Raw genomic sequence first — 13359 nt, 5'->3', positions numbered from 1 at the left:
CAACGATGTGTCCCTGACACTACGGTGGGTACTCAGAGTCGGTAACGAGCGCGTCGAGGCAGAAGTCAGAGACCAGACGGACCGCGGTCACCGAAGTCGGGGCCGCGCCGAGTGAGGAGATTCGTGCGTGACCGGTCGTATCGGAATCGATGACGTCGCGCCCGCGCTGTCCGGTGGGCGGTTCCCCGCCAAAGCGGTGGTCGGCGAAGTGGTGCCGGTGCGGGCCACCGTCTGGCGGGAGGGTCATGATGCGGTCGCCGCCACCCTGGTGGTGCGCTATCACGGCACGTCCTACCCGCAACTGGCCCCGGACCCGCCGGGATCGATGCCCGAGCCCGCACCGCCGGTGACCCCGCCCCGCATCAAACCGCTGATTCTGCCGATGACGGCCGGCCGCACACCCGATGTGCTGCACGGGCAGTTCACCCCCGACCAGGTCGGCATGTGGACGTTCCGGGTCGACGGATGGGGCGACCCCATCGCCACCTGGCGCCGGGCGGTGACCGCCAAGCTCGACGCCGGCCAGGGCGAAACCGAACTCAACAACGACCTGCTGGTGGGCGCCCGCCTGCTGGAACGCGCCGCCACCGGCGTGCCGCGCGAACAGCGCCAGCCGCTGGTGGACGCCGCGGCGGCGCTGCGCGCACCGGGTGATCCGCTCAGCCGTGCCGGCGCCGCGCTGTCCCCCGCCCTCGCCGATCTGCTGCACCGTTATCCCCTTCGTGAACTGCTCACCCGGGGTGAGCAGTTCGGTGTGTGGGTCGACCGTCCGCAGGCCCGGTTCTCGGCCTGGTATGAACTGTTCCCCCGTTCCACCGGCGGCTGGGACAGCCACGGCAAGCCCGTACACGGCACCTTCGCCACCGCCGCCAAGGATCTCCCGCGGATAGCCCGGATGGGCTTCGACGTCGTCTATCTGCCGCCCATCCACCCCATCGGCAAGGTGCACCGCAAGGGGCGCAACAATTCTGTGACCGCCGCCGAGGGCGACGTCGGCTCGCCATGGGCCATCGGCAGCGACGAGGGCGGTCACGACGCCGTCCACCCCGCACTGGGGACCATCGACGACTTCGACGATTTCGTTTCCGCCGCAGCGGATCAGGGGTTGTCTGTGGCGCTGGATCTCGCTCTGCAGTGCGCGCCGGATCACCCCTGGGCACAGTCTCATCCAGAGTGGTTCACCGTGCTGCCGGACGGCACCATCGCCTACGCGGAGAACCCGCCCAAGAAGTACCAGGACATCTACCCGCTGAATTTCGACAACGACCCGGCGGGACTCTATGCCGAGGTGCTCCGGGTGGTGCGGTACTGGATGTCGCACGGCGTCAAAATCTTCCGTGTCGACAACCCGCACACCAAGCCACCGAACTTCTGGGCCTGGCTGATCGGCAAGGTGAAGCAGGAAGATCCCGATGTGCTGTTCCTCGCCGAGGCCTTCACCCGGCCGGCCCGACTGTACGGGCTGGCGAAACTCGGCTTCACCCAGTCATATTCGTACTTCACGTGGCGGACAGCCAAGTGGGAGCTCATCGAGTACGGGCAGCAGATCGCCGAGTACGCCGACTGCGCGCGTCCCAACCTGTTCGTGAACACGCCGGACATCCTGCACGAAAGCCTGCAGCACGGCGGTCCTGGCATGTTCGCCATCCGGGCAGTGTTGGCGAGCACCCTCAGTTCGGTGTGGGGGGTGTACTCCGGCTACGAACTGTTCGAGCATCGCGCCGTCCGCGAGGGCAGCGAGGAATACCTGGATTCGGAGAAGTACGAGCTGCGCCCGCGCGATTTCGAGGCCGCGGTGGCGACCGGCCAATCCCTGGAACCATTCCTGGGCCGGCTCAACGAGATCCGGCGGCTGCACCCAGCACTGGAACAGTTGCGCACCATCACATTCCACCCCGTGGACAATGACGCGATCTTGGCCTACAGCAAGTTCGACCCGGTGTCGGGCGACTGTGTGCTGGTGGTGGTGACACTCAACCCGTTCGGACCCGAGGAAGGCACCATCTGGCTGGACATGGGTGCGCTCGGGATGGAGCCCTACGACCGGTTCTGGGTGCGCGACGAGATCACCAGCGACGAATACCACTGGGGCCAGGCCAACTACGTGCGCTTGGACCCGGGACGGGCGGTAGCGCACATTCTGAACATGCCGTTGATCCCCTACGAATCTCGACTGAGCCTCTTGCGGAGGGAGTGAACACATCGTGACCCAGACCAACCCGACCACCAGTGTCCATCTACGCCCCGGTGCCGATGACCTGCATCGGTTGAGCGCGGGCGAGCACCACGACCCGCACTCGATACTCGGCGCGCACCAGTACGAGGACCACACCGTCATCCGTGCATTGCGTCCGCACGCCGAATCGGTCACCGCGCTCATCGGAGGTCAGCGCTACCCGCTCAACCACCTTGAGGCGGGCCTGTTCGCGGGTGCGGTGCCGTTCACCGACCTGGTCGACTACCGCCTCGAGGTGCAGTATCCGGGTGCCCCGGCCATCACGGTCGCGGATGCCTACCGGTTCCTGCCCACCCTCGGGGAGATCGATCTGCACCTGTTCGCCGAGGGGCGCCACGAGCGGCTGTGGGAGATCCTGGGCGCACATCGCCGCAGCTTCACCACCCCCGACGGCGTGGTGGAGGGCTATTCGTTCGCGGTATGGGCGCCGAACGCCAAGGGCGTCAGCCTGATCGGCGAGTTCAACCACTGGGACGGTGGCCAGGCGCCGCTTCGGGTGCTGGGCTCCACCGGCGTCTGGGAACTGTTCTGGCCCGATTTCCCCGACGACGGACTGTACAAGTTCCGCGTGCACGGGATCGACGGATCGGTGAGCGACCGGGCCGATCCGTTCGCGTTCGCCGCCGAAGTCCCCCCGCGTACCGCGTCCCGGGTCACCACCAGCGACTACACCTGGAATGACGACGAATGGATGGCCGCCCGCGCGCTGCGCAATCCCGTCTTCGAACCGATGAGCACCTACGAGGTGCACCTGATGTCGTGGCGGCCGGGCCTGACCTACCGCGAACTGGCGGTTCAGCTCACCGAGTACGTCGTCGAGCACGGCTTCACCCATGTCGAGATGCTGCCGGTCGCCGCGCATCCGTTCAGCGGTTCGTGGGGCTATCAGGTCACCTCGTACTACGCGCCCACCCCGCGTCTGGGCAGTCCCGACGATCTCCGCTACCTGATCGACACGCTGCACCAGGCAGGCATCGGCGTGATCATCGACTGGGTGCCGGCGCATTTCCCGAAGGACGCCTGGGCACTGGGCCGATTCGACGGGACCGCGCTCTATGAGCACTCAGATCCCCGCCGCGGCGAACAACTCGACTGGGGCACTTACGTTTTCGACTTCGGTCGGCCGGAAGTGCGCAACTTCCTGGTGGCCAATGCGCTGTACTGGCTGCAGGAATACCACGTCGACGGGCTCCGGGTCGACGCGGTGGCATCGATGCTCTACCTGGACTATTCGCGTCCGGCCGACGGCTGGACGCCGAACATCCACGGCGGGCGGGAGAACCTGGAGGCGGTTCAGTTCCTGCAGGAGATGAACGCCACGGTGCACAAGGTCACCCCGGGCATCGTGACGATCGCCGAGGAATCGACGTCCTGGCCCGGCGTGACCCGCCCGACCAACCTTGGTGGCCTTGGCTTCTCGATGAAATGGAACATGGGCTGGATGAACGACACTCTGGAGTTCATCAAGCGCGACCCGATTCACCGCAGCTACCACCACCACGAGATCACGTTCTCGGTGCTCTACGCATTCAGCGAGAACTTCGTGTTGCCGATCAGTCATGACGAGGTGGTGCACGGTAAGGGCACGCTGTGGGGCCGGATGCCGGGCAACGACCACAACAAGGCCGCGGGTCTGCGCGGACTGCTGGCCTACCAATGGGCCCACCCCGGTAAACAACTGTTGTTCATGGGCCAGGAGTTCGGTCAGCGCGCCGAGTGGTCCGAGGAGCGCGGTGTGGACTGGTATCAGCTCTCCGAACAGAGCTTCTCCACCGGGATCTCGAAACTGGTCACCGATATCAACGCGCTCTACCGCACTCGGCGGGCGCTGTGGTCCCGCGACACCGTTCCCGAGGGTTACTCCTGGATCGACGCCAACGATTCGGCCAACAATGTGCTGAGCTTCCTGCGCTTCGGCGACGACGGGACGGCGCTGGCCTGCGTGTTCAACTTCTCCGGCAACGAGCACGCGCAGTACCGGCTGGGCTTGCCCCAGGCGGGCACCTGGCGTGAGGTGCTCAACACCGACGCCACCATGTACAACGGGTCGGGCATCGGCAACCTGGGCTCGGTCCAGGCGACGGCCGAGCCCTGGCACGGTCGTCCGGCATCCGCGGTCATGGCGCTGCCGCCGCTGGCCGCGCTGTGGTTTGAACTCGACCAGTAACCCGCCGAGCAGTCCCCCGCTTGCGGGGGACTGCTCGTGCCGTCAGTAGAGCGTGTTGGCCAGCTTGCGTCGGGCCGCGAGCACCTCCGGGTCGGCCGCGTCGAAGAGGTCGAACAACTCGATCAACCGGGTGCGGGCGGCGGTGCGTTCGTCACCGGCGGTGCGCTTGATCAGTGCGATCAGCCGGTCGAAGGCCGCTTCCACATTCTGCTGCAAGATCTCGACATCCGCGGCGGCGAACGCGGCCTCGACATCGGCGGGTGCCGCGTCGGCCACCGCCGGGGCGTCGACCGCGTGAGTGGTGGCGCGCTGCAGGAACCTGATCTGGCGGACGGCGCCGGTGGCCTCGGTGTGGTTGGGCTTGGCCGCGAGGATGGCTTCGTAGGCGCTGAGCGCCGCATCGAAATCGCCCTCGTCCAGATAACTGCGGGCCTGCTCCAACTCCGGGTCGGCCTGCTCCGGTTGCTCGGGGACTCCGCTGAGCTTGCCGGCCGTCGCGCTGATCAGCGAATCGATCCACTGACGCAGCTGGTCGGCGGGCTGCGGTCCCTGGAAGCTGGAGATCGGTTGCCCACCGGCGAGTGCCACCACGGTGGGCACCGCCTGTACACCGAACATCTGCGCCACCCGTGGCGTGGTGTCGACGTTCACCATCGCCAACGACCATGTGCCGCCGTCGGCCTGTACCAGCGCGCCGAGGTCCTCCCCCAACCGCACACTGGCCTCGCTGCGCGGTGTCCACAGCAGGACGACGACCGGAACCTCACCGGAACGGACCAGTACCTCGGCTTCCAGATTCGCCTCGGTGACCTGCACCGCACCGGTCACCTCGGAGGGTGTCGCGGCGCCGGGCGGGGGCGGCGGTGGCTGCTTGAGTGCGGAGAGATCGAATGCGCCGGCCAGAGCCGGTCCGATGGAAGGGCGTGGACGTGTCACGCCACCAAGTCTGGCACGTCCTCACCGCTGTTGGCAGCGACGGTGCGCTCCCCGATCCTGCCGGTCCGATCGGCCCAGATGACGAAGATCACACTGCCCAACGGCACGATGCTGCCCAGCAACGCCAACGCCCATGTCAGGAGGTTCCACTTCCGGGCGATCCCGACCAGCAGCGCACCGGCCAGGAAGGCCATGAAGATGCCACCGTGAATCGGCCCGAAGATCTTCACGCCGATCTCGGTCTGCGGCGACCCGAGGTACTTGAAGTACATCCCGACCAGTAGGCCAGCCCAGCTGAGAGCTTCCGCGATCGCGATGATCCGGAACCAGCCCGCCACGCTGCGGAGGTCATAGTTGCTTCCCATGAGCGCCATTGTGCCGCAGCGGGCGGCCAGCTACTACATTGCGTCGTTGTCTAACCTGAGCGCATTCTCAGCGGTCAGGGGCGGCGCAGGATCAGCGCGTCCCCCTGGCCGCCCGCGCCGCACAGCGCAGCCACCGCATAGCCGGAGCCCTTGCGGGCCAGTTCCAGCGCGGCATGCAGCGTGATGCGGGCACCGGAGGCGCCGATGGGGTGACCGATCGCGATGGCGCCGCCGTTGACGTTCACCTTTTCAGCGACGGCTGCGTCGTCCAGACCCAACTCGCGGGCGGACGCCAGCGCCACCGCGGCGAATGCCTCGTTGATCTCGATGACGTCGAGTTGATCGACGGTGATGCCCTCGCGCGCCATGGCCTTCTTGATCGCGTTGGCCGGCTGGGACTGCAGCGTCGAATCCGGACCGGCCACCACACCGTGCGCGCCGATTTCGGCCAGCCAGCTCAGCCCCAGTTCCTCGGCCTTGGCCTTGCTCATCACGACGACCGCGGCCGCCCCGTCGGAGATCTGCGAGGCCGAACCGGCCGTGATGGTGCCATCCTTGCGGAACGCTGGCCGCAGGCTGCCCAGGGATTCGACGGTGGTGTTCGCGCGCACCCCCTCGTCCTCGGTGAACTCGATCGGATCACCCTTGCGCTGCGGGATCGCCACCGGCACAACCTCGTCGGCGAACACGCCGTCCTTCCACGCCGCGGCGGCCTTCTGGTGCGACTGCGCAGCCACCTCGTCCTGCTGGGCGCGGGTGAACTGGTCGACATCGTTGCGCTGCTCGGTGAGCGCACCCATCGGCTGATCGGTGAACACGTCGTGCAGACCGTCGTAGGCCATGTGGTCGACCAGGGTGGTGTCGCCGTACTTGAAACCCTCACGACTCTTGGGCAGCAGGTGCGGAGCCTGGCTCATCGACTCCTGACCACCGGCCACCACCACCTCGAACTCCCCGGCCCGGATCAACTGATCGGCCAGCGCGATGGCGTCGATACCGGACAGACACATCTTGTTGATGGTCAGCGCCGGCACGTCCCAGCCGATGCCGGCGGCCACCGCGGACTGCCGCGCAGGCATCTGGCCGGCACCCGCGGTCAGCACCTGGCCCATGATCACGTAGTCGACGATGGAAGCGTCGGCCTCACCATTCGGGAAGGCCTTCTCCAGCGCGCCCCTGATCGCGATGGCTCCCAGATCGCTGCCCGAGAAATCCTTGAGCGAGCCCATCAGCTTGCCGACGGGGGTACGGGCACCAGCCACGATCACCGAGGTCGTCATTTCCATCCTCCAAGAGTTCTGTAAGGCCTTGAGAAGCCGTAGTGTGGCCTATCACACAGGCATAAAAACCAGCATGTCAGGTTACTTTTAGTCTATGACCACTGAACACGTCGACGCCCGACCGGCCCTCGCCAGCGCGCTGGTGACCGCGATCGATCACGTGGGGATCGCGGTGCCCGACCTGGACGCGGCCATCAAGTGGTACCACGACCACCTGGGCATGATCGTGCTGCACGAGGAGGTCAACGAGGACCAGGGCGTCCGCGAGGCCATGTTGTCGGTGCGCGGATCGGCTAAGGACAGCGCGCAGATCCAGCTGTTGGCCCCGCTGGACGAAACCTCGACGATCGCCAAGTTCATCAGCACCCGCGGACCGGGTCTGCAGCAGCTGGCCTATCGCACCAGCGATATCGATGCCCTGTCCGAACGGCTGCGCGCCGACGGTGTGCGCCTGCTCTACGATGCGCCGCGCCGGGGCACCGCGGACTCACGGATCAACTTCATCCACCCCAAGGATGCCGGCGGGGTCCTCATCGAACTCGTCGAGCCCAACGCGGACGCCGCTCACTAGGACCACCGCCTGGTCGGGCCGCGATTGGCCCGGTTGTTCCAGCACGCCGTGTGCCAGTGCCTGCGGTCCTCGATGTCGCCGTGCTCGACCGGCAACACCACCACGTGCGCAATCCGCGGCTGGATCTCGTGATCGCAGCCGGGGCACCGGTACGCCTTGGCGGCGCGCGCCGCCGGAACGGCCTTGACCTCGTAGTCGTAGCCGTCCGGGCCTGCCTCGACGCGCCGCGCAGACAGCCACTGTGGCAGCGGTGTGACCGGGCTTCGCTCCGGCCTGCGGCGCCTCCCCATCAGAACAGCCGGAACTCGTTGCTGTCCATGCCCCGCATCTTGTCGTAATCGAGTATGACGCAACGGATTCCGCGGTCCGTTGCGAGCGTGCGGGCCTGCGGCTTGATCTGTTGAGCGGCGAAGACACCGGTGACCGGCGCGAGTACGGTGTCGCGGTTGAGCAGTTCCAGGTAGCGGGTCAGCTGCTCGACGCCGTCGATCTCGCCGCGACGCTTGATCTCGACCGCGACCGACCGGCCGGTCTCGTCCCGGCACATCAGGTCGACCGGCCCGATCGCCGTCATGTACTCCCGGCGCACCAGCGTGAATCCGGTGCCGAGCAACTCGACGTGCTCGGCGAGCAGCTCCTGAAGATGGGCTTCCACACCGTCCTTCACCAGGCCCGGATCCACCCCGAGCTCGTGACTGGAATCGTGCTCGACATCCTCCACGGTGATGCGCAGCTGTTCGCCGGCCTTGTTCTCCACCACCCAGACCGGCGCTGTCCCCTCGACCAGCTCCTCGGTGGTCCAACACGGTGGGGTCATCCAGTTCAGCGGCTTGTAGGCGCGGTCATCGGCATGAACGCTCACCGAGCCGTCGGCCTTGAACAACAGCAGACGGCGCGCGGACGGGAGGTGTGCCGTGAGCCGGCCGACGTAGTCGACGGTGCACTGGGCGATGACGAGACGCACGCAACAACCATAGATTGCGCCGGGGGGTTCACTAGGCTGACGCCACGATGACGGACAAGAAGAACGCGGCCCAACGTCTCGGCCGGGTCCTCGAGCGGATGACGAGGCAGACCGGTCGGGTCACCGGCACACCCGAGTACGGCTCGTGGATCCTCGGGCGCGTGTCGGAAAGCCAGCAACGCCGGCGCATCCGCATCCAGTTGATCCTCACCACCGTGGTGCTGGGCGCGAACCTGATCGGGGTTGTCGTCGCTTGTCTGGTGGTGACGGTGACCTTTCCGGTGCCGAGTGTGTTCGACTCGGAGGTCCTGTGGATCACCTTCGCGGTGGCTCCGGCCTACATCCTGCTGGCGTTCGTGGTGGGCGTCATCTGGGCGACCAACCGGGTCATCAACAATGTCCGCTGGGCGATCGAGGAGCGTGAGCCGACGCCCGAGGACCAGCGCAACACCTTCTTCGCCCCGTGGCGCCTGAGCCGCGTGCTGCTGTCGCTCTGGGGTGGGGGCACCCTGGTGTTGACCCTGCTCTACGGGCTGCAGGACACCAACTACATCCCAAAGGTCCTGCTCGGCATCAGCTTTCCCGGCATCGTCGTCTCGGCGAGCTGCTACCTGTTCACCGAGTTCGCGCTGCGCCCGGTCGCCGCGCAAGCCTTGGAGGTCGGCCCTCCCCTGCAACGTTTCGCACCCGGCATCATGGGCCGCACGCTGACGGTGTGGGCACTGGGGTCCGGAGTACCGGTGCTGGGCATCCTGCTGGCCGCCATCATCACGCTCTCGGTGCAGATCGTGTCACCCACCCAGTTCGCGGTGGCGGTGATGATCCTCGCGCTCTTCGCGCTCGCCTTCGGTTTCATCCTGATGTGGATCCTGGCCTGGTTGACCGCCACACCGGTGCGGGTGGTGCGCTCGGCGCTCAACCGCGTCGAGCAGGGCGACCTGGAGACCAACCTGGTGGTGTTCGACGGCACCGAATTGGGCCAGCTGCAACGGGGTTTCAACTCGATGGTCGCGGGACTGCGGGAACGCGAACGGGTACGCGACCTGTTCGGCCGCCATGTCGGGCGTGAGGTCGCGCTGCTCGCCGAGAAAGAACAGCCCGAGCTGGGTGGCGAAGAGCGGCATGCCGCGGTCATCTTCATCGACGTCATCGGGTCCACCGCGCTGGTCACCAGCAGACCCGCCGTGGAGGTCGTCGAACTGCTGAACCGGTTCTTCGCCGTCATCGTCGACGAGGTGGACAAGCACCACGGCTTCGTCAACAAATTCGAGGGCGACGCGGTACTCGCGGTGTTCGGGGCGCCGGTATCGCTGGACAACCCCGATGAAGAAGCCCTGTCGGCGGCCCGGGCGATGGCGGCACGGCTGCGCGCCGAGGTGCCCGAGCTCGACGCCGGCATCGGGGTCGCCGCCGGTCAGGTGGTGGCGGGCAACGTCGGGGCCAAGGAACGTTTCGAATACACCGTGATCGGCGAACCGGTCAACGAGGCCGCAAGGTTGTGCGAGCACGCGAAGTCGGTTCCCGGCCATCTGGTCGCATCATCGGACACCCTGGCCAACGCAGGCGAAACCGAAAGCGCGCATTGGTGCTTGGGCGAGCAGGTACGTCTGCGCGGCCTCGATCAGCCGACCCGGCTGGCGCTACCGGCCTGACCGTTGCCCGCGGATGAACGCGGTGGCGGCGTCCACCGCGTCCTCCACGGTGCGGTAGCGGACCTGCTCGAACTCCGATCCATCCCCGATCACCCGCCGGTCTGGGTCGACGATGAAACCGGCCTTTCCCTGGTCATGCAGGGCGGTGCTCATCCCCGACAACAACACCTTGGCCGCCTCGTCGACGTCGTCGGCCCGCGACACGTCCAGGATCCCCACCACGAAGTCCTCGCAACCCCGGTCGACGGTGCGCACCACCTGTTCGGCACCGCAGAACAGCAGGTCGCCATGGGCTTCGTAGACGCGAACGCCGTCGCACGGTTGATAGATTGCCCGCAGGGTGGCCCGCGCATCCCGGGCCACCGTCAGAAAGTGCAGGCCGAGCTCCTCGGAAAGCCTGCGACACAACAGGACTGACCTGACGCTGTTGCCCTTGGCGTCGAGCAACGGCGAGTAGGTACCGATTCCGAGCTGTCCGGGCAGCACCGCCAGGATGCCGCCGCCCACCCCGCTCTTGGCGGGCATGCCGACTGCGCTGACCCAGTCCCCCGCGGCGTCATACATGCCGCACGTCACCATCACCGACAAGGTGCGGCGCACCACCGCCGCATCGGTGACACGGCGGCCCGTCAGCGGGTTCACCCCGTTGCGCGCCAGCGTGGCCGCCATCCGGGCCAGGTCGGTGGTCGTCACCTTCAGCGAGCACTGCCGGAAGTACACGTCGAGCACATCGTCGGGATCATCGTCGAGCACACCGAAACTGGCCAGCATGTAGGCAATGGCACGGTTGCGGTCGCCGGTGGCCTTCTCGGATGCATACACATCGGCGTCGATGTCGAGTCGGCGCCCGGCGAACGCCGAGTAGTAGTCCTGGATGAGCGCGAAACGCTCGTCGGGTGAGGATGCCGGGACCAGCGAAACCGCCGCGATGGCCCCCGCGTTGATCATCGGGTTCTTCGGCCGTTTGGTGGCGCGGTCCACGCTTATCTCGTTGAACGCCTCCCCCGAAGGCTCCACGCCTATCTTCGCGTCCACCGCCTCGGGGCCGGACCTGTCGAGCGCCAGCGCGTAGGTGAACGGTTTCGATATTGACTGGATGGTGAATTCGACTGCCGAGTCACCTGATTCGTAGATGTACCCGTCGGACGAGGACAACGTGACACCGAATCGGTCGGGATCCACCCGGGCCAACTCGGGGATATAGTCGGCCAGCTCACCCGCATCGACCCCGCTGAACTCGGCGCGAATCTGGTCGAGGTAGCGCTGGACCTGACGGGACACGCCTGCAGAGTAGCGTTACTGCTGCGGGTACGGGGCGAACCGGTTGTCGAATCCCGCCTTGCGGGACGCGATCTGGGCCGCCCGCTGTTCCTGCGTGACGTACTGGGTGGTGGGGGGAAGTACCGACGCAAGTTCGCTCAGCGACACCACACGAGCGCTCACCGTCGGCAGTTGCGTGACGTCGGGGTCGATGTCCTGGAAGCGGATCGAGAGGGTGCCCTGATTGAGGCCGCCGGTCGAAACCCAGTTCGCGACGCCGGGGTCAGTCGGCGAGACGACGAGGGTATAGGTGGTGTTGCCGGCGTCGTCGGCCACCGCCTGGGCGTTGTTGAGGCTGGTCTGCTCGTTCCAGTAGTCCTTGGTGATGGTCCAGTCGTCGGTGACGGGGACGACGAAGTACCCGGCACCGGCGCGGTCGATGGTGATGACCAGCGCCTGATCATCGGCGAGCTGGAAGTACCCGGCGCTCTGCAACTGTGTGGCCAGGAATTCCGCGTTGCGGGCCGGGTTCTTCAGCACATTGGGTTCGATGCGTTCGCCGGTGGTCGGATCGGTGGTCGCCACGGCCATGTAGGTTGCCTCACGCTGCACGCCGAGGGCCATGATGACCGCGGTCACCGCGCCGCGGAGCACCGGCGGCACGAACGGCAGCGGGGGCACCAGCGAGACCAACGTGGTCAGCAGCTTGCTGCGCACCACCGCAGGCCCGATACCCGGGATGGCGAAACCACCGAGCTGGCTGAACAGGCTGTTGGGTGGGCCACCGGTCCGGGTGATCTCCAGGCTCATCGGTTGCTGATTGGCCCAGTCGGACAAGGTGTTCCGCGTCGCGACGATGGTGGTGTCCGCGGTCAGCTGGAGATGGTTGGGCCGACCGTTGGCCGGTGTCCTGTCGAGTGTGATGGTGAAGGTGCCGTCGTCGCCGATGACCAGCTGATCCTTGGTGAGCACCGCGGCGGTGTTACCGGTCAGGCCCGTCAGGACGCTGAAGCTGGTGTCGGCGGGCAGGTTGGCCAGATCGGCGAACCTACCGGTGATCACGTACGACGACGCCCCATTCACGCCCATGAAGCGGTAGATGGTGTCGGGGTTGTCGTAGAGGATCCGGGAGGCCCCGGCGCTCTGGCCGTACCAGGCATGCGGCGGCGCGACCTGCATGACGACGGTGGGCTTGTTGGAATTCAGCAGCTGTTGTTGGAACGCCGAAGCCATCGCGTAGGCATCGACCGCGGCGCTGAGGCGGTCGATGTTCTCCTGATCGGGTCCGTCCACCCGGTCGAATTGCCGTTCGGCGGCCCAGGTGAACCCGGACCGCAGCACCAGCTTCATCAATTTCACCGGCAACGAATTCGCGATGCGATTCGCCAGCTTCTCGGCCCGCAGCTGGTCCGGGGTGCCCAGCGGGCTGACCGGCGCCACGGCGGCGGCACTGGTTGTCTGGGTGTCCGCCACCGAGGTCAACGCGTTCTGCGCCTCGTGCCCGACTTCCCGGCGGGCCGCGGCGAGCACGGCCAGCGCAGCCGGGTGCGCGGCGGGCTCGACGGGGCGATCCGAGGACCGGGTGTCGGAGGCCCCCGGTGCGGGCGCCGCTTTCGGCTCCGCTTCGAGTTCGCTGCTCGCCCGGACGGCCGGCTTCGGCGCCTCTTCCAGCTCGGAACGTTGCGGCGTCGCCTGGGTGCGCACCGTGCGGGTTGTCCGCACGCCGGTCTTCCGGGTGGGTGCCGGCGTTTTGGCCTCGCGCCCGGGCGCGGACGCGTCCGCATCCGAGCTGCTCGAGGTACGCGGGGACGAGCCCTGATCGCCGGTGTCCGCCGACGCGACGCCGGAAGCGACGGTGGCACCGACGCCGAGCGCCACCGCCAGCGCGCCGACCCGTCCTATGAAGACCGCACCACCGGGCATCGCTG

General features: G+C 67.0%; 11 protein-coding genes. 4 read left to right on the top strand and 7 right to left on the bottom strand.

What is annotated here, in order from left to right:
- The first annotated feature begins 127 nt into the window (after window positions 1-127).
- Window positions 128-2197 carry an alpha-1,4-glucan--maltose-1-phosphate maltosyltransferase gene (locus A7U43_RS10830; protein WP_067994629.1) on the top strand — a complete coding sequence of 690 codons (2070 nt, stop codon included), beginning with the start codon at window positions 128-130 and terminating at the stop codon, window positions 2195-2197.
- 7 nt (window positions 2198-2204) lie between these two features.
- Complete coding sequence (gene glgB, locus A7U43_RS10825) at window positions 2205-4403, top strand: 1,4-alpha-glucan branching protein GlgB (RefSeq protein WP_067994626.1); 2199 nt, start codon at window positions 2205-2207, stop codon at window positions 4401-4403.
- Window positions 4404-4445: 42 nt separating this feature from the next.
- On the opposite strand, the gene A7U43_RS10820 is transcribed toward glgB, so the two are convergent.
- The 3 genes from A7U43_RS10820 to A7U43_RS10810 form a co-directional block, all read right to left on the bottom strand.
- Window positions 4446-5339 (bottom strand): tetratricopeptide repeat protein, encoded by an 894-nt coding sequence (locus tag A7U43_RS10820; protein WP_067994623.1) that lies wholly within the window; start codon window positions 5337-5339, stop codon window positions 4446-4448.
- Window positions 5336-5713, bottom strand: a complete 378-nt coding sequence (locus A7U43_RS10815; protein ID WP_156525887.1) for a DUF3817 domain-containing protein — start codon at window positions 5711-5713, stop codon at window positions 5336-5338. The genes A7U43_RS10820 and A7U43_RS10815 overlap by 4 nt, the downstream gene beginning before the upstream one ends.
- A gap of 65 nt (window positions 5714-5778) precedes the next feature.
- Complete coding sequence (locus A7U43_RS10810) at window positions 5779-6984, bottom strand: acetyl-CoA C-acetyltransferase (protein ID WP_068002414.1); 1206 nt, start codon at window positions 6982-6984, stop codon at window positions 5779-5781.
- A gap of 94 nt (window positions 6985-7078) precedes the next feature.
- Here A7U43_RS10810 and mce point away from each other — a divergent pair, with 94 nt between their 5' ends.
- Window positions 7079-7555: a methylmalonyl-CoA epimerase gene (mce, locus tag A7U43_RS10805; protein ID WP_067994620.1), complete on the top strand. Its 477-nt coding sequence runs from the start codon at window positions 7079-7081 to the stop codon at window positions 7553-7555.
- Here the strand turns inward: mce and A7U43_RS10800 are convergent.
- Window positions 7552-7845 carry a hypothetical protein gene (locus A7U43_RS10800; protein ID WP_067994615.1) on the bottom strand — a complete coding sequence of 98 codons (294 nt, stop codon included), beginning with the start codon at window positions 7843-7845 and terminating at the stop codon, window positions 7552-7554. The two genes, mce and A7U43_RS10800, sit on opposite strands and share 4 nt — an antisense overlap.
- A complete protein-coding gene (gene nucS, locus A7U43_RS10795) occupies window positions 7845-8519 on the bottom strand; it encodes an endonuclease NucS (RefSeq protein WP_067994611.1) in 675 nt (224 codons plus the stop codon). Before nucS ends, A7U43_RS10800 begins: the two co-directional genes overlap by 1 nt.
- 47 nt (window positions 8520-8566) lie before the next feature.
- On the opposite strand from nucS, the gene A7U43_RS10790 reads away from it, so the two are divergent.
- Entirely contained in the window at window positions 8567-10171 is a 1605-nt protein-coding gene (locus A7U43_RS10790) for an adenylate/guanylate cyclase domain-containing protein (RefSeq protein WP_067994609.1), read from the top strand.
- Here A7U43_RS10790 and glsA read toward each other — a convergent pair.
- Together glsA and A7U43_RS10780 are read right to left on the bottom strand one after the other, a co-directional pair.
- Window positions 10160-11452, bottom strand: a complete 1293-nt coding sequence (gene glsA, locus A7U43_RS10785; RefSeq protein WP_067994606.1) for a glutaminase A — start codon at window positions 11450-11452, stop codon at window positions 10160-10162. The genes A7U43_RS10790 and glsA overlap by 12 nt on opposite strands.
- A gap of 15 nt (window positions 11453-11467) precedes the next feature.
- On the bottom strand, window positions 11468-13354 hold the full coding sequence (locus tag A7U43_RS10780; RefSeq protein ID WP_067994603.1) for a hypothetical protein: 1887 nt from the start codon (window positions 13352-13354) through the stop codon (window positions 11468-11470).
- Between the last annotated feature and the right edge of the window lie 5 nt (window positions 13355-13359).

Origin of the sequence: Mycobacterium adipatum, from assembly GCF_001644575.1 — a bacterium.
Lineage (GTDB): Bacteria > Actinomycetota > Actinomycetes > Mycobacteriales > Mycobacteriaceae > Mycobacterium > Mycobacterium adipatum.
The sequence above is the reverse complement of the archived record's forward strand: the minus strand, read 5'-3'. Positions and strand labels throughout refer to the sequence as shown.

What these genes read in the sequence shown, in the direction of transcription:
- A7U43_RS10815 (WP_156525887.1), bottom strand. Translation starts at nt 5,713, where the DNA reads ATGGCGCTCATGGGAAGCAACTATGACCTCCGCAGCGTGGCGGGCTGG.
- A7U43_RS10810 (WP_068002414.1), bottom strand. Translation starts at nt 6,984, where the DNA reads ATGACGACCTCGGTGATCGTGGCTGGTGCCCGTACCCCCGTCGGCAAG.
- mce (WP_067994620.1), top strand. Translation starts at nt 7,079, where the DNA reads ATGACCACTGAACACGTCGACGCCCGACCGGCCCTCGCCAGCGCGCTG.
- A7U43_RS10800 (WP_067994615.1), bottom strand. Translation starts at nt 7,845, where the DNA reads ATGGGGAGGCGCCGCAGGCCGGAGCGAAGCCCGGTCACACCGCTGCCA.
- A7U43_RS10790 (WP_067994609.1), top strand. Translation starts at nt 8,567, where the DNA reads ATGACGGACAAGAAGAACGCGGCCCAACGTCTCGGCCGGGTCCTCGAG.
- A7U43_RS10780 (WP_067994603.1), bottom strand. Translation starts at nt 13,354, where the DNA reads ATGCCCGGTGGTGCGGTCTTCATAGGACGGGTCGGCGCGCTGGCGGTG.